Below are 17610 nucleotides of genomic sequence, written 5' to 3' on the forward strand. Positions count from 1 at the left end.
CGGCGGCGCCGTTCAATCAGGCACCCTTGATACCTTAGCACCGACATTGACACTGGATACCGTGGGCGCCACGAACAACAGCACGCCAACAATTAGCGGGACATCGAACGCGCCAGCAGGCACGGTTATAACGATTAACGTCACGGATGCAGAGAATACAGAAACGTTCACCGCGACAGTGCAAGCCGATGGCAGCTGGTCAGCGGATGTACCAAACGCACTGACTGATGGTGAGCTTACTATTGAAGCCAGCGTGAGCGATAGCGCAGGCAACACCACCACGTTAAGTGAAGGCGCAACATTGGATACCAATGCACCGAGTATTAATATTGATGCATTAATGGATACAAATGATACAACGCCAAATGTGAGCGGTACCAGCAGTGCAGCAAATGGCACTATTATCACCGTCAGTTTCACAGACAGTAATGACATAACAAACACGGTACAAACAACCGTTGCAGACGGTATCTGGAGTGTTGAAGCCCCTGTTGACTTAGCTGAAGGCAGTTATGAAGTTGAAGCGAGTGTTACTGATGGAAGCGGCAATACAAGCACAGCAACAGAAAATGGCGTAGTGGATACGACCATTCCTAATATTGCCGTGAATGATGTAACCGTGACTGATGACACAACACCTACGATCACTGGCACAGCGAATGCGCCACAAGGCAGCACTGTGAGCGTTGAAATCACCGACAGTAATAATATTAGTCATACCGTAACGACCACATTAGGGGTTAATGGCACATGGAGCGTAGCAGCCACGCAAGTACTAGCTGAAGGCACCTTTACAGTGAGCGCTAGTGTGAGCGATGCCGCAGGCAACGAAGCCACCGCCACAGGCGCAGGTGAAATAGATACCATTGCACCAACGCTTGAGTTAACCAGCCCAGGCTCTAGTAATGACATCACCCCGACACTCAATGGAACAAGTGATGCGGTTGAAGGCACCGTTATTAACTTCACGGTTGTGGACGATCAAGGCAATACACAAACCTTTACCACCACGGTTGATGCTGATGGCAACTTCTCTATAGAAGTACCGACTGCATTGGCTGAAGGGCCGTACAGCATCGAAGCAAGTATTAGCGATGTGGCAGGTAACAGCACCGAGATTACCGGCACCGGCACCATTGATACCACCGCACCAAGTGTGAGCGTGGATGCGCCAGTACTCACCAACGACAGCACGCCCACAGTGATAGGCACCAGTGATGCACCAAACAGCACCATCACGGTGACGTTTACTGATGCAGCAAATGCCACTCAAAGCATTGATGTACAAACCGATGCCAATGGTAACTGGAGTGCGACACCAACGACTGATTTAGCCGAAGGGAGTTATAGCGTCAGCGCCAGCATCACCGATGCCGCAGGTAACACAGGCACCGGTACTGACAGTGGCGAAGTGGATATTACTCCACCAGATTTGAGAATTATTCCAGCATTTGCAACGGGTAATTTGGTTTCCCTATCGGGTACATCTGATTTACCTGAAGGGTCAGTGGTTACTATCACAGAGCATTTAGTAGGTGGACTTTTAGGAGTTACATACACTGCGACGACTGATGCAGACGGCTCGTGGGTTGTTGCAAATATAACAGTCCCCTTACTTGGTCTTGCTTATGTAACAGCCAGTGCAAGTGACGCCGCTGGTAACGTTGTTACTGTTAACTCGCTTGATTTTGATAGCGAAGCACCAACGCTCACAGTGACTGTTGATGCCTTATCGAACGATGCTACGCCTGTAATTTCTGGTGTCACTGATATGGAGGAGGGAACAGCGATACAACTTACCGTTGTTGATAGTGCAGAGCAGAGTCAAGAATTTACGGCTATTGTTCAAGCAAATGGAGGTTGGTCTGTTGAAGTACCAACAGAACTATCACAAGGTCAGTACACTGTAACTGCAGAGGTAAGTGATGAAGTTGGTAATTTAACTAGTGAGCAAGCACAAGGTGAAATAGACAGTATTGCACCAACCCTTAGTGTTAATCCTATTGATACTACAGCAGATACGACGCCAATTATTTCAGGTACCAGTGATGCAATTGGTGCAGATGTAATAGTTAACATTGATGGACAAACGTTCTTTGCTGTAGTTGGTGCAGAGGGTAACTGGCAAGTAGAGGTTCCTACAGCACTTACTGATGGTAGTTATACAGCGCAAATAAATGTTGCTGATGAAGCTAATAATATCACTAACACAACAATAGATTTAGTTATTGATACTCAAATCCCAGTTGTAGTACTTGATGATATAACAGTATTTAATACAGATACTCCAATTATAAGTGGTACATCAACAGAGCCTACTGGCACAAATGTAGATATTGTTATTACAGATAGTAATGGTGATACCCACACGCTATTAGCAACGGTTGATGCAAGTGGAAACTGGCAGACTACGGCACCAAGTTTACCAGATGGTAATTACGATGTTGTAGTAAGTATTACTGATGATGCTGGCAATACAGGCTCTGATTCTGGGTCAAGTCTTGTGGATACCCAAGCGCCTAGTATTACAATTGATGCCCTAGGTACAATTAATAACAGCACACCAACAATTACAGGGTCCTCTAACGAGGCTGAGGGCACCTTAGTTACAGTGACAATTACTGATGGTGATAGCACTGACACATATACAACAGCTGTTGCTGCAGGCGGAGGATGGAGCCTTGATGTAACGACCCCATTAACTGATGGACAAGTTACTGTTTCAGCAAGTATTACTGATACGGCAGGAAATACTTCATCAGCAGAGGCGACTGCAACGCTTAATACTAACGCACCTACCATTAATATTAACACCATTGTTGATACGAACGATCAAACACCTGCAATATCAGGTACAAGTAGCGCGGCAGATAACACAGAGATCACGGTCGTTATAACTGACGTTAATAACGCTTCACAAACTATAACTACAACTGTGGTAGGCGGGGTGTGGAGTGTTGATGCTACAAATATTCTCCCAGAAGGAGAATTTACTGTTTCAGCTAGTGTTACTGAAGGTGGCTTAACGAGTAATGCAGCGGGCGAGGGTGTTATCGATTTAACAGCACCAGCGCTTAGTATCAATACGCTTATTACAGCAAACGATACAACCCCTACTATTTTGGGCACAACAACGGCACCGCAAGGCGCAATAGTTGTAATTTTAATTACTGATAGCTTAGGGGTTGAGCAAACAGTTAATGCCACAGTGGGAGCCAATGGCACTTGGTCAGTTGCTGCACCTAGTGCGCTTAGTGAAGGGGTATTTAGTGTAAATGCATCAACAACAGATACCGCAGGCAACCCTGTAAGTACGAGCGCAACAGGTACGCTTGATATAACCGCACCAATCGTAACTATTAACGATATTGTTGGAAGTATCGATTTAACACCAAGTGTTTCAGGTAGTGTTACTGGAGCAACAGTAGGCGATAGCGTTGTTGTCGTATTTATTGATGCACAAGGTAACGAGCACTCTGTAAACACAACTGTGCAAGCTGGCGGTACTTGGACTGTTGAGGCCAGTAATAGCCTTTCACAAGGAGATTATTCTGTTGAGGTGTTTATTACCGACAATGCAGGAAATACCGGTGATGCACTTGTAAGCGCGACTATAGATACTATCGCACCAGAGATTAGTATTGATCAAAGCTCATTAGTACTTACACAAGACAACACACCTCTGATTTCAGGCACATCAAACGAGGCCAACACTAATGTGATTGTTACCTTTACTGATTCTGCTGGCGCTTCTCATCAAATGACCGTTCAAACCGATGCTAATGGTGATTGGCAAGCGGCTGCTGATAATATTTTGGCTGACGGTGTTTACAGTGTAAGTGCAACTATTAGCGATGATGCAGGCAATACTTCTACTGATAGTAAAACCGGTGGAGAGGTTGATACAGTGGGTCCAGAGCTTACTATTGTGCCGTCTTACTTATTGGGTGGATTAGTTACTTTATCTGGCACATCCGATTTGGGCGCTGACCAAATAGTTACGGTTACAAATTATTTGCTCAGTGGTTTAGTTGGTGCTACGTATGAAGTACAAACTGATGCTAATGGTGATTGGGAATTACTAGGGGTAAGCTTAAATTTATTAAACTTAGCTTATGTAACTGCTAGCGCTTCAGATGAAGCTGGAAACCAAACCACCGTCAGTACAGGAGAAGTTGATAATACTCCAGCGTTATTGACGGCTGATTTTAGTTTTGATAGTGGAGATAATACACCAACAATCAGTGGTACTACTGATCTTGCAGCAGGCGAAGAAGTGCTCGTTGTTATTACGGACGGTGATGGCGTAGAGCAAACGTTAAATGCTGTTGTTGATGGAGATTCTCAATGGGCTGTTACTGTCACCCAAGCGTTAGCTGAGGGAGAGTTTAATATTGTTGTTACAGTTGTTAACGATGTAGGTTTAATTACTACGCAACTCTTATCTGATGTGGTCGACACGATACCACCTTCTCTTACTGTTAATGCTATAGAGACAACATCTGATGCTACACCTCTTATACAAGGGACGAGCGATTTAATTAATGCAGTAGTGACAGTTAGCTTGGAAGACGAGTTACTCAATGCGACTGTCAATGCACTGGGTAACTGGTCAGTGGAAGCGAGTGTATTAGAAGATGGCGAACATGTTGCCGAACTAACAATCACCGATGATGCAGGAAATACAACCAGTGAAACTCTCGTGTTTATTGTCGATACAATTGCTCCTGTATTTGATGTATTGCCATTAACAGTGGGCAATTTAGATGTATTGACTTTATCCGGTACATCAACAGAAGATGCAGGTTCAGAAATACAAGTTAGTGTAATTGATAGCAACTTGGTTGAGCACAATTATACCGCGCTGATTCAGCCAGATGGAAGCTGGAGTATATTAACTGATGGTCTGCCAGACGGTGCTTTCGATGTTGTGTTAACTATGGCAGATGAGGTAGGTAACACCACAAGCGAAACTCTTGACGGTGTGATTGACACATTAGCACCAGATCTAATACTCAACGATTTGGGTGTGATCAATACACTATTACCAACAATCTCAGGTACAACTAATGAGGCTGTTGGGAGTATTGTGAACCTGGTAGTTACTGACAGTGGTAATAATCGGTATGAGTTTAGTACAGCCGTATTAGGTGATGGAAGTTGGACTACAATGGTGCCTACTGCGTTACTTGAAGGGGCAATTGATATTATTGCGAGTATAACTGATGCAGCAGGTAATATAACAACGGCTACAGATAATGCGACCGTTAATACTACCTTACCAGGTTTAACAATTGACCCGTTAGGCGTGACGAATGACCAAATGCCTACAATAACTGGGAACACAGTTGCTATTAATAGCCTTGTGTCTGTGGTGGTAACTGATGAACTGGGTAACGAGTTTAATTACTCTACAACATCAGATTTATTAGGTAACTGGTCAATAGATGTTACTGACACTTTAAGTGAAGGAGACTTTAGCGTATCTGCATCGGTGAGCTGGTTAGGCTTATCTAATGAAGTTACCACCAATGGTGAAATAGATATTACAGCGCCAAGTATTGTAATCAATGAGCTTGCTGCAACAAATGATAATACCCCCTTGATTTCAGGCTCATCAAATGCAGATGCTGGTACGCTAATCATACTCACATTTTTAGATGCGGCTTTAGTCGACCACTCAGTGCAAACCAATGTTGATAATGAAGGTAATTGGGAGGTATCAGCATCACAAGCGTTAGCTGAAGGAGATTATTTTGTAAATGCTTCTATCACAGATACAGCTGGTAATGAGGCAAATACCATTGCAGCTTCATCCACTGATTATACAGGGCCTGTGATCAATATTAGCGAACAACCAAATAGCCTTGACGTTACACCTACGGTGTCTGGCACAGTCTCGGGTCATGCTGCTAATGCTTTGGTAACTGTACAATTTACAGATCAACAAGGCGTTGTTCATTCGGCAACTGGGTTTGTCGAAAATGACGGCACTTGGTCGGTAGAAGCGAATCAGAGTTTAGCACAAGGTGAGTTTAGCTACTCAGTCGAGATTACTGATGATGTTGATAATACTAGTATTGCAACATCTTCCACTTTACTTGACTCTATTGCTACAGTTGAGATCTTAAATAGCTTAACCACCATATATGATTCGACACCGACTCTTTATGGAACGTCGAGTGATGGAAATACCACTATCACTATTTCAGTTATTAACCCATTTAGTTCTTGGGGTGAAAAAGGCTTTTATTACGAAAGCTACACTACAACAACAGATGAAAATGGCGAATGGTCTATAGAATTGTCAGAGGAGTTGCTCTATGACGATAACTATAACTTCACCGCCACATTAACAGATGAATTTGGCAATACAGGAACTGATTCAACTAGCATGACTCTTTCATCTGATCTAGATTCAGAATTCCAAGTTTTAGGAAATAAATCACTATTGGGTTTAGGTTTATTACTCCCAACAGTTTATGGCAGCTCAGAAGCTGGTGCTGAAGTGTTTGTTATTGGTGATGGCTTAATAAGTTTAGGTGCACTTGGACTGGATTTAGACATACTAACAAACTCATATTCTGTAATAGCTGATAACAATGGTTATTGGGAGTCTGACACCTCGCTTATTGATTTAGATCTTTTAGGTGATAGCAGTCTTTATTTTGCTACCATTGAAGATGGTCATTTAATTGTTATAGATGAAAATCAAAATCTTATCATGTATGAGGAGTATGACTCTGAGGCAGCACCAGAATCGGTTGATAATGAAATTGCAATGGCTGATTTACTTGTAAGTAATGAACCAAATACGCTTGTTAACGAGGAAGGTCAACAATTGGGTGATTCTTTGTTGGGTGAGAGTGTTGATTTAAGCAACATCATTGCTGCTACCACGAATGAGCCAACAGCTAACAATGAAGTTAGTTTAACTATTGAGGATGTATTAAGTGATGATGAGGGAGAGAAACTATTAGCTCTCGTTGAGAATAGTGAACAGCAAAGCTTGGCGTTTGATCAACAACAGGTGTTTAATGCAGAGCCTGCGGCAGATGTGCAAATTCAATCTGAGGAGTTGATTAAGAGTTTAATCGAAAGCGGTAATAACCAGATTGATATGTAAGTGAGTTAGCCTCGGGAGGTTTAAAAGCGCGAAATCGATTTCGCGCTTTTCTATATAGATCACTTTTTCTTGTGACAAATCTTCATAATTTATAAATAAACAGAAAAGGATTTAAGCTCTGATTAATTGCTTGAGTTTAGAGATGCAACGTAAGGTTTTGGTAAATAATGAAGTTTGGCAAGACAAGTTGCTAAAAAATTTGCTTTGAGAAACTTGAAACTAGCTATGCTTTTAAATTATGAACAATTTTACTATTACCCTGAACAACACTGCCGCCTTGGTCGTAAGTTATACTTGTTGGAGCACCAATTAAAATCTCTTTAAGCTGTTTAATGCTTAAGTGAGCTTGGCGAGCTGCGTGAGAATTAACTTTATTGAGTTTCTGACATTGGGCTAGTTGAGATTTAACTGTAGAGACAAGCTCATTAACTTCTGCTGAGTTTTCATCATTAGCTATAAAAAGTTTATTTAACTCTTTGTCGAGTTTCGTTAGCTTAGCTAGAAAAGACATTTTTTGTTGGGCAATTTCTTTTAAACCAGCACCACGTCGTGAGGCAATAGCAGTAAGCTCATCGTTTAATAGCGTGTGTAAAGAGTCTAAACAACTTACTTGTTGGTTTAGCTTTACGCTAATTAAACTATTATGATCAGCCATACACGTTAAACTCAAAATCAGCTAAGTTTTTAGCAAGCTTTTCACTGTCCACTTGGTATTTACCTTCAGTTATTGCTTTTTTTAGCTCAGCAACTTTATCGCTGTCAAAGCCAGGCGATTGCTGTGCTTTATCTTGAAGCGTTTTTAATTGCTGCGCTTGCGGCGTTAAACTTACAGAATCACTTGCAGCTTTAGGCGAAGGGGCCTGAGCAGCTTGTGTATTTGCGTTATCTTTTTTTAAATCAACTTGTTGCTGCTTTGCATTTGTTAACGCATTAGCTTGTTGATTACTACCATTAACTTGACTAACCATAATAATAAACCTGTATATTGCCCAACTTATGCCAAGTTATCGGCATATACGTAGGATACTTTAGTATAAATCTAAATTAAATATTTACTTGAACAGACTCTACACCATCTACTCGTGCATTTAAAATTTTACCTGATTTTTTGTTTTTAATTTGTATTTGATCCCCCAAAGTACCGTCTTCTAAAGCAATACCTGTTGTTTTAATTCTAAGGCCTCTGAGGTTTGCGTAAATATTAACAGAATCCCCCTTACAAACCATACAAATTTGGTTTAGTAAAACGGGCATCCCGCTTCTAATGTTTCGTTTACTTCTGCTACCTATTAAAATTGTGGGATCATCTAAATATTGCACCCTTACAAAGTGAGTTGGTTTCATTTCAACACTCAAATGCGATTTAGTTATCACCTCACCACGAGCTAAGTTAGCAATTGCTACAACAACGGGCGCCATTTCAACAACTCTTACATGAACATATTGAGCCCATGTTTGAGCATCATTACATTTAGCTTGTAAAGTCACTTGGCGGTTAAATGGTGGTTCATCGGAAGTTGATAATTCAAGGTCAGAATTACAAATACGATCAGGAATACGACTGTCTAAAGGCAGTGCACTTAATTGCATATTAGTATTTTTTAATGTACCAATCTGCTCAGTTATATAAGCAACAGCCATCTCTTGTAATAAATCTTTGCTAAATACTTTGGCCTTCAAAGGTAATGCAAAGCAGAGGCTAGCAACAAAATAAAAAACACTGTATCTTCTGACTTTTTTTAACAAACTCATAATGTTTCGACTATGCTTATGGTTTCAAACAGGGTATAAATATTTTGCGTCAAAAAGTAGACGCTCCCGCGATGTTATGTAGCTTTATTAATAGAAAGCAATTATCGTTCCGCATTATTTGTTTTCTTTAGGAGATTTGAATGGCAGGCATTTTAGACTCAGTAAACCAACGCACACAGTTGGTTGGGCAGAACCGCCTAGAATTACTTTTATTTAAGCTCAGAGGGCGTCAGCGTTTTGGCATTAATGTATTTAAAGTGAGAGAAGTATTGCAATGTCCTCCACTTACAAGCATGCCAAAATCGAATGCTTATATTCGTGGTGTTGCTCATATTCGTGGTCAAACTATCTCAGTAATTGATTTATCAATGGCTGTAGGTGGGCGGCCAATAGAAAATATTAAAGACAGCTTTATTATCATTGCCGAATACAATCGCTCTGTTCAGGGCTTTTTAGTTGGTGGCGTGGAGCGTATTGTAAATATGAATTGGGAAAAAATAATGCCACCGCCATCAGGTGCTGGGCGTTATTCATATTTAACAGCAGTGACCGAAATCGAAAATGAATTAGTAGAAATTTTAGACGTAGAAAAAATTCTCAACGAAATTTGCCCAGTAAATACAGAAGTAAGTGCTGAAGTTGCACAAAGTGGCGACATTCAAAAAGACTTAGGCGAGCGTATCGTATTTATTGCAGACGACTCCGCTGTTGCGCGTAATCAAGTTAAACGTGCTTTAGAACCGCTAGGTGTGCAAACAGAGCTTGCTAAAAATGGTAAAGAAGCTTTAATTAGGCTTAAAGAAATAGCAGAGCTTGATTGTAAAAACGACATTACTGAACGAGTAGCATTACTTATTTCTGATGTTGAAATGCCAGAAATGGACGGTTATACATTAACAGCCGAAATAAAAGCAGATCCTAAGCTTGCACCATTACATGTTATTTTACATACATCATTGAGTGGTGTGTTTAACCAAGCGATGATAGAAAAAGTAGGTGCTGACGACTTTATCGCCAAATTTAACCCTGATGAGTTAGCAACTGCGGTTAAAAAATGGGTTAATAGTGACCAATAAAAATAGGTGTTATTGATTTGAATAATAAAGATTTGCAGCAAAGTGAATACGACCAGTTTCGTTCGTTTTTAGAGCAGCAATGCGGTATTGTTTTAGGTGAAAATAAGCAATACTTAGTTAAAAGTCGACTTGCTCCACTCATGGCTCGATTTAATGTGGAATCTTTATCACAATTAGTAAGTAAAACACTTGGCCTTCATGAGCGGCAATTAAGAGCCGCTGTTGTTGATGCAATGACCACAAACGAAACGTTATGGTTTAGAGATCAATACCCATTTGAATTACTTCAAAATAAATTATTTCCTGAATTTAAAGAGTTAAGAAGACCATTAAAAATTTGGTCTGCTGCCAGCTCCTCAGGGCAAGAACCCTACTCGATAGCTATGTCGGTTGCCGAGTTTCAAGCTAAGCAACCTGGCGTACTTCGTATGGGCGCGCAAATTATTGGTACAGATATATCTAATACCATGCTCGATATGTGTAAAAATGCAGAGTACGACGCGCTTGCACTTGCCAGAGGCTTATCGGCAGAACGCCGTAAAAAGTTTTTTAAAGATAGCGGCAACGGTATGGCACAAGTAAACGATACAATAAAAAAACAAGTTAGTTTTAGGCATTTAAATTTGCTTGATTCGTACGCGTTAATGGGCAAGTTTGATATTATTTTTTGCCGTAATGTACTTATTTACTTTGCACCTGAAATAAAAGCTAAAATTATTAATCAGTTTGCACAAGCGTTAAATCCAAAAGGGTACTTGTTTTTAGGTGCATCAGAGTCTTTGACTGGCTTAAGTACTGAGTTCGATATGGTTAGATGCAACCCGGGTATAATTTACCAAAAGAAATAATTAAGTTAACTCCCTTCCCTAAAACGACGCACTCAGCGTCGTTTTTCTATTTAGATACATGACCTTATAAAAATGTAGCATGCCCTAACATTAATGGCTTATTTTTTGCTTTATTAATGGGTAAGTCAATTTTTTGGAGAAGGTTATGGCTATCAGTTTTGATAAAGCATTAGGTGTGCATCCGCAAGCCATGTTGATCCGTTCACAGCGAGCAGAATTAATTGCGACTAATATAGCTAACGCTGATACGCCTGGCTATAAAGCAAAAGATATAGACTTTGCCTCTGCTTTAAAAGCGGCAAGGTCAACCCAGCAAAGCGGCAATACTATGGTAAGAACTAATGATAAACACATTGGTGGAGGTACTCATAGTATGGGCAGTTCAGAATCATTTCGTATGCCAAATCAATCAGATACGGGTGATGGTAACTCGGTTGATATACAAGTGGAACGAAACTTGTATACACAGAATGCTATGGAGTATCAGGCCAGCTTGCAATTTTTAAGCGGCAAATTTAAAGGCCTGAATAAAGCTCTCGGTAGTCAAGGATAAAAATTATGAGTTTATATAATGTTTTCGATATTGCAGGTTCGGGTATGAGCGCACAAAACGTTCGCTTAAATACTACAGCTAGTAATATTTCTAATGCTAATACCATTAGTTCATCTCAAGACAAAACGTACCGAGCGCGCCAACCTGTATTTGCTGCTGAGCTAACAAAAGCTTCAGCATCAGCAAGTAATCAACAGGGCTCCGCAGTTGGTGTTAAAGTTTTGGGCATTGTTGAAAGCGATGCACCATTACAAATTGAATATAACCCAAATCATCCAAGTGCGGATGAAAATGGCTATATCTATAAACCCAACGTTAATGTTGTAGAGGAGATGGCAAACATGATTTCTGCCTCTCGTTCTTACCAGACAAACGTGCAAGTTGCTGATGCAGCAAAGCAAATGCTAAGTAAAACACTGTTGCTAGGGCAGCGGTAACCGAGGGTAGGTTATGAGTAACGATATTAGTACATCTTCATCCTATTTAGACTCTTTGCGTTGGCAAGAATCGCAAGTAGCGACCAGCGATGGTGAAAGCGATGCGTTAACGCAAGAAGACTTTTTTTCTTTGTTAACTCAGCAATTATCGTATCAAGATCCCAGTAATCCTGCGGATAATGATCAAATGATTGCTCAAATGACTAGCTTTACGATGGCGCAGGGTATTAGCGATTTGAATTCAAATTTTGATACGTTGGCTACTTCGATGACATCAAACTCAGCCCTGCAAGCTTCAACGCTTGTTGGCAAGCAGGCTTTACTAGAGTCAAATACTGTTGATTTAAATGAATCAGGTGATGCTAAAGGGTCTATCGTTGCTGAAAGTGCAGTTGAAAGTTTAACACTTAGTGTAACTGATGCTTCAGGACAGCTAGTGAGAACAATTGATATGGGTTCTCAGCCTGCGGGCGCTGTTCGCTTCGCCTGGGATGGCAATAATGAAAGCGGTGAGCGTTTACCTGAAGGGGAATACACGTTATCGGCACAAGGTAGTACAAATGGTCAGTTTTCTAGCTTGCCTATTGCAACTTTCAAAAATATTGAAAGTGTAAACATTAACGGATCAAGCGGCATCATTGTTAACACTAAAGAAGGTGCGGTTAGATTAACCGACATTGCAGAGATCGCGTAATAAATTTAATATTTCTTGCCTGCCAGCAGGCCACAGACTAACAGGTTAGAGGTGAATTATGAGCTTCAATATTGCATTAACCGGCCTAGCTGCCGCACAAAAAGATTTAGACGTAACTGCAAATAATATTGCAAACGTAAATACAACAGGTTTTAAAGAGTCACGCGCTGAGTTTGCTGATGTGTACGCTTCATCAGTATTTAGCTCTGGTAAAACTAAAAATGGTGACGGTGTACAAGCGACAATGGTTGCACAACAGTTTCACCAAGGGTCATTACAATTCACTAATAATTCGCTTGATTTAGCGATTACTGGTGAAGGTTACTTCGCGATGACAGATGACTTATCTTCGCAAGACTTAACATACACACGAGCAGGTGCATTTAAATTAAACCAAGATAATTTCATAGTTGATGCTAAAGGTAATTTTTTACAAGGTTTCCCTGTTGACGAAGCAACAGGTAATACAACATCAGTAAGCCTAAGCACTTCATCAGCTTTGCAAATTCCTGATTCATCAGGCTCTCCGCGTGCAACAACAAGTGTGTATAGCTCATTCAATTTAGATTCGCGAGTTGAGTCACCAACGCTTCCATTTAATCCAGATGAAAGTGCTACTTATAATTCATCAACATCAACTACAGTTTATGACTCATTAGGTGAGCCACATGTTTTACAGTTATTTTTTGTAAAACGTGATGATACCGCAACTGCGACTGACGCAAATAAATGGGATGTTTATACTACCCTTGATGGTGATAGTTTTGGAGAGGATGGCGTGCTTCAAGATGGGAGTACGCCTTATGTACCTTTAACAACCCTAGGCTTTGACTCGAGTGGCGTACCGTCAACAACAGGTGATCCAGCTGAAGATAATGTAGCGAATACTTTTAAACCTATTTCGATAATTGGAGGTGATGCAGCCTCCGGTACAGCAGGCCTTTCTGATTTATTAACGAATGGTGCAAGCTTTCCTGCAGATATCGAAGTTAATTGGCGTGATGAAACTGGTACAGCAAATAAAGTGCCTACTCAATATGCTAGTAATTTTGAGGTAAAAGCGCTTGAGCAAGATGGAGCAACGGTTGGCCGTTTAGCCGGCATTGATATTGGTACTGATGGTAAAATTGTAGCGTCATACAGTAATGGTGATACATCATTTTTAGGCCAGGTAGCTATGGTGCGCTTCTCAAACTCGCAAGGTTTACAGCAAGTCGGCGATACTGCGTGGAAAAAAAGCTTAACATCGGGTGAGCCTATTGCAGGTGAGCCAGGATCGGGTACTTTAGGATCAATAAATTCATCTGCACTTGAGCAATCAAACACCAATTTAACTACTGAACTAGTAGACTTAATTACTGCACAGCGTAATTACCAAGCAAACTCACGTGCGCTTGAAGTTAACTCAACAATTCAGCAGAGTATTTTGCAGATTCGATAAGTTACACTCAATTGAATATATTAGGCTGCATTTTTGCAGCCTTTTTTATAAGCCCTCTTTGCAAGCTCTTCTAAATACCTCTCAATGTTGCGTCAAATTTAATCTGGCATCTATTTTGCATTTGTAAGTTCATAGTTTTTTATGTGAGTCGATACTATGGACAAAATGGTCTACATTGCGGCCTCTGGCGCTAAGCAAAGCCTGCAGGGGCTTGCGCTTAAAGCCAATAATTTGGCGAATGCAAATACAACAGGTTTTAAAGCCGACTTTGCACAGGCGCGTTCTATGCAAGCGTTTGGCGAAGGTTTGCCTACACGTGTATTTGCAATGCAAGAGCGTCCGGGTTCTAACATGGTATCGGGTGGCATTGTTCAAACCGGGCGCGATTTAGATATTGCAATGAGCGATAACGCGTGGCTTGCCGTGCAAGATGCCTCAGGCAACGAAGCTTATACCAAAGTAGGTACGCTCAATATTACTGCGCAAGGCATGTTAGTAACGAGCGGTGGTCGTCAAGTAATTGGCGAAGGCGGCCCTGTTATTTTACCTGTCCCGGTCGAAAAAATAGGGTTTAGCCAAGATGGCGCTATTCAAGTTCGACCACAAGGCGCTCCCGCTAATTTTTTAGAAGAAATCGATACGCTTAGAGTGGTAGAAGCAAATAGCTCACAGCTCGAAAAAGGTAACGACGGTTTATTTAGACCAAAAGCAAATGTAACAGTAGATACCTCTGCCAATGTAAAAGTTTTAAGTGGTTCGCTTGAAATGTCGAATGTGAATCCGGTTCACGAAATGGTTGACATGATAAGCCACCAGCGCCAATTTGAATTACAAGTGAAATTAATGAAAACAGCTGAAGAAATTGACGAGCGTCAAGATCAGTTATTACGCATAGTTTAACTTTAAAGTGAGGACACGATTATGAATCCAGCATTGTGGATCAGTAAAACGGGGCTAGACGCTCAACAAACCGATATATCGGTTATCTCAAATAACTTAGCGAATGCGAGTACCGTAGGTTACAAAAAAAGCCGCGCTATATTTGAAGATTTACTTTATCAAAATATTAATCAACCGGGTGGTCGTTCATCGCAAGATACCGAAATGCCCTCAGGCCTAATGTTAGGTGCGGGTGCTAAAGTTGTAGCTAACCAAAAAGAGTTTACGCAAGGCAACATGTTAACCACTGAAAACTCACTAGATTGGATGATTTCTGGCGAAGGTTTTTTTGAAGTACTGCAACCAGATGGCAATATTGCTTACTCGCGCAACGGCCAGTTTACTACCGATGGCGATGGACGAATTGTAACATCGGGCGCAGGTTATGTGATTCAGCCAGAAATGAATGTGCCAGATGACGCGCAATCAATTACGGTGTCGCAAGATGGCGAAGTATCTGTACGTGTTGCAGGCCAAGCCGATAACGTAGTCATTGGTCAGCTGACTATTAGTGACTTTATTAATCCATCGGGCCTTGAGCCAATTGGTCAAAACCTTTATACCGAAACCGCTGTAAGTGGTGCGCCGGTACAAGGTAACCCGGGTGTTGAAGGATTAGGTAGCATTATTCAAGGCTCACTCGAAACATCAAACGTAAATGTAACTGAAGAGCTAGTAAATCTAATCGAAACTCAGCGTATTTACGAAATGAACTCAAAAGTAATTTCGGCCGTTGACGAAATGATGAGTTATATCAATCAACAGCTTTAATAGAGTAGGGGGAATTATGCGTAATATTATTTTATTTGCAGCGGGCACATTATTTTTAAGTGGCTGTATGTCTACGCAAAATAGTGAGGTAGTGCAGGATGACCCTTACTACGCACCTATGTACCCCGAGCCTATTTTAGAGCCGCTGGTAGCCACAGGTTCATTGTTTAATACTCATACATCAAACGACTTATATTCTGATAAAAAAGCGCTACGTACTGGCGATATAATTACGGTTAAATTGCAAGAGTCTACTCAAGCAACAAAAGCTGCTAAAACAGAAACAGACAAAGAAACTGACGCAAGCTTAGACCCAGTGATTGGATTAGGTGGCCTACCTGTAAATATAGGTGGCGATAGCATTCAGTTTGGTATTGGTAGCGATTCGTCATTTACGGGCGATTCAAAATCAAACCAGTCAAACAGCTTAGTGGGCGATATTTCGGTTAATGTGATGCGCGTTTTACCTAATGGTAACTTAGTTATTCGCGGCGAAAAATGGCTAACGCTTAATACTGGCGAAGAGTTTATTCGTTTAGAAGGGCTAGTACGCCCTCAAGACGTTAGCGCCGATAACACAGTAGAATCAAACCGTATTGCTAATGCACGTATTCAATACTCAGGTAAAGGGCAAACGCAAGAAGCGCAAAGTCCTGGTTGGCTTACACGTTTCTTTAGCAGTTCGCTGTTTCCATTTTAGAGGGTAACAACATGAATAGCTTTAAAGCTTTATGTTTAGTTGTGTTATTAGGTTGGCAGTTTACTGCCAGTGCCGAGCGCATAAAAGATGTGTCTATGGTTGAAGGCGTGCGCTCTAACCAATTAGTCGGTTATGGCTTAGTGGTTGGTTTACCAGGTACTGGCGAGCAAAACTCATATACACAACAAAGTTTTAGAGGCATGTTGAACAGCTTTGGTATTACGCTACCTTCAACTCAAAGTCCTAAAATTAAAAATGTTGCCGCTGTGGCGGTGCATGCAGAACTACCTGCATTTAGAAAGCCTGGGCAAGCAATCGATATTACGGTCTCTTCTATTGGTAGTGCAGGCAGCTTACGTGGCGGTACTTTACTACAAACTTTTTTAAAGGGTGTAGATGGTAACGTGTACGCTATTGCACAAGGTAGCTTAATTGTCGGTGGCTTAGGCGCACAAGGTCTTGATGGTAGTAAGGTTGTAATTAATACCCCTACCGTTGGTCGTATACCTAATGGTGCAACAGTCGAACGTGCAGTAGAAAGCCCATTTATGCAAGGTGATTACATTACCTTCAACTTAAACCGCCCAGACTTTACAACGGCAAAACGCCTAGAAAAAACAATTAATGACTTAGTTGGCCCAAATAGCGCACAAGCAATTGATTCAGTTTCCATTCGTGTTATAGCACCACGCGATGCATCCCAGCGTGTATCGTACTTATCAACACTCGAGAACTTAGAATTTAAGCCAGCTGACATGGCTGCTAAAATTATCGTTAACTCGCGCACCGGTACAATTGTAATTGGCAAGAACGTTAAGCTTCAGCCAGCTGCTATTACGCATGGTGGCTTAACCGTAACAATTGCAGAACAACAAAATGTGTCGCAACCAAATCCGCTAGCAAACGGTGAAACCGTTGTTACCCAGCAAAGTATTATTGATGTAAACCAAGATGACTCGCGCGCCTTTGTATTTAACCCAGGTGTAAGCCTTGACGATTTAGTTCGCGCAATTAACGAAGTAGGCGCAGCACCTGGTGACTTAATGGCTATTTTAGAAGCACTAAAAGAAGCCGGCGCAATTAACGGACAATTAGTTGTTATATAAATAACCCAAGCCAATAAATAACGTACTACTTTAGGGCGTGTTGATCTTTGTGGATTGAAATTTGTTCAATCTAGGGGCGATTAAATCGCGGCGCGAGGTTTGTAACCTAGTGGGCTAAGTAAAAACCGAGCAACAAAGAGTTAATCGTCCCTAGAAAGAACCCAAAG

14 protein-coding genes are annotated in these 17610 nt (G+C 41.3%); 11 read left to right on the top strand and 3 right to left on the bottom strand.

Annotated features, from left to right (window positions below):
* On the top strand, positions 1-7126 hold a 7126-nt coding region (locus tag EU510_RS00005), incomplete at its 5' end, for an Ig-like domain-containing protein (RefSeq protein ID WP_188085379.1).
* 223 nt (positions 7127-7349) lie between these two features.
* Here the strand turns inward: EU510_RS00005 and flgN are convergent.
* The 3 genes from flgN to flgA all read right to left on the bottom strand — a co-directional run bounded on the left by flgN (position 7350) and on the right by flgA (position 8878).
* Entirely contained in the window at positions 7350-7781 is a 432-nt protein-coding gene (gene flgN, locus EU510_RS00010; protein WP_149591729.1) for a flagellar protein FlgN, read from the bottom strand.
* A complete protein-coding gene (gene flgM, locus EU510_RS00015) occupies positions 7774-8094 on the bottom strand; it encodes a flagellar biosynthesis anti-sigma factor FlgM (protein ID WP_024606233.1) in 321 nt (106 codons plus the stop codon). Before flgM ends, flgN begins: the two co-directional genes overlap by 8 nt.
* 76 nt (positions 8095-8170) lie before the next feature.
* Positions 8171-8878, bottom strand: coding sequence for a flagellar basal body P-ring formation chaperone FlgA (gene flgA, locus EU510_RS00020; protein WP_149591730.1), 708 nt, complete (start codon positions 8876-8878; stop codon positions 8171-8173).
* Positions 8879-9018: 140 nt separating this feature from the next.
* On the opposite strand from flgA, the gene EU510_RS00025 reads away from it, so the two are divergent.
* The 10 genes from EU510_RS00025 (at position 9019) to EU510_RS00070 (ending at position 17443) form a co-directional block, all read left to right on the top strand.
* Positions 9019-9954, top strand: a complete 936-nt coding sequence (locus tag EU510_RS00025; RefSeq protein ID WP_149591731.1) for a chemotaxis protein CheV — start codon at positions 9019-9021, stop codon at positions 9952-9954.
* Between the two features lie 17 nt (positions 9955-9971).
* Positions 9972-10802 carry a CheR family methyltransferase gene (locus tag EU510_RS00030; protein ID WP_010553245.1) on the top strand — a complete coding sequence of 277 codons (831 nt, stop codon included), beginning with the start codon at positions 9972-9974 and terminating at the stop codon, positions 10800-10802.
* A gap of 145 nt (positions 10803-10947) precedes the next feature.
* Positions 10948-11355 (top strand): flagellar basal body rod protein FlgB, encoded by a 408-nt coding sequence (flgB, locus tag EU510_RS00035; protein WP_149591732.1) that lies wholly within the window; start codon positions 10948-10950, stop codon positions 11353-11355.
* Between the two features lie 5 nt (positions 11356-11360).
* Positions 11361-11792 (top strand): flagellar basal body rod protein FlgC, encoded by a 432-nt coding sequence (gene flgC / locus EU510_RS00040; RefSeq protein ID WP_010553247.1) that lies wholly within the window; start codon positions 11361-11363, stop codon positions 11790-11792.
* A gap of 13 nt (positions 11793-11805) precedes the next feature.
* Positions 11806-12486, top strand: a complete 681-nt coding sequence (locus EU510_RS00045) for a flagellar hook assembly protein FlgD (RefSeq protein WP_149591733.1) — start codon at positions 11806-11808, stop codon at positions 12484-12486.
* Between the two features lie 58 nt (positions 12487-12544).
* Positions 12545-13927, top strand: a complete 1383-nt coding sequence (gene flgE, locus EU510_RS00050; protein WP_149591734.1) for a flagellar hook protein FlgE — start codon at positions 12545-12547, stop codon at positions 13925-13927.
* Between the two features lie 156 nt (positions 13928-14083).
* Positions 14084-14827: a flagellar basal body rod protein FlgF gene (locus EU510_RS00055; RefSeq protein ID WP_149591735.1), complete on the top strand. Its 744-nt coding sequence runs from the start codon at positions 14084-14086 to the stop codon at positions 14825-14827.
* A gap of 21 nt (positions 14828-14848) precedes the next feature.
* Entirely contained in the window at positions 14849-15637 is a 789-nt protein-coding gene (flgG, locus tag EU510_RS00060) for a flagellar basal-body rod protein FlgG (RefSeq protein ID WP_002959420.1), read from the top strand.
* A 16-nt stretch (positions 15638-15653) separates the two neighbouring features.
* Positions 15654-16337 carry a flagellar basal body L-ring protein FlgH gene (gene flgH / locus EU510_RS00065; protein ID WP_002959418.1) on the top strand — a complete coding sequence of 228 codons (684 nt, stop codon included), beginning with the start codon at positions 15654-15656 and terminating at the stop codon, positions 16335-16337.
* A gap of 11 nt (positions 16338-16348) precedes the next feature.
* Entirely contained in the window at positions 16349-17443 is a 1095-nt protein-coding gene (locus EU510_RS00070) for a flagellar basal body P-ring protein FlgI (RefSeq protein ID WP_149591736.1), read from the top strand.
* Positions 17444-17610: the final 167 nt, after the last annotated feature.

Origin of the sequence: Pseudoalteromonas sp. FUC4 (assembly GCF_008370255.1) — a bacterium.
Taxonomy (GTDB): domain Bacteria; phylum Pseudomonadota; class Gammaproteobacteria; order Enterobacterales; family Alteromonadaceae; genus Pseudoalteromonas.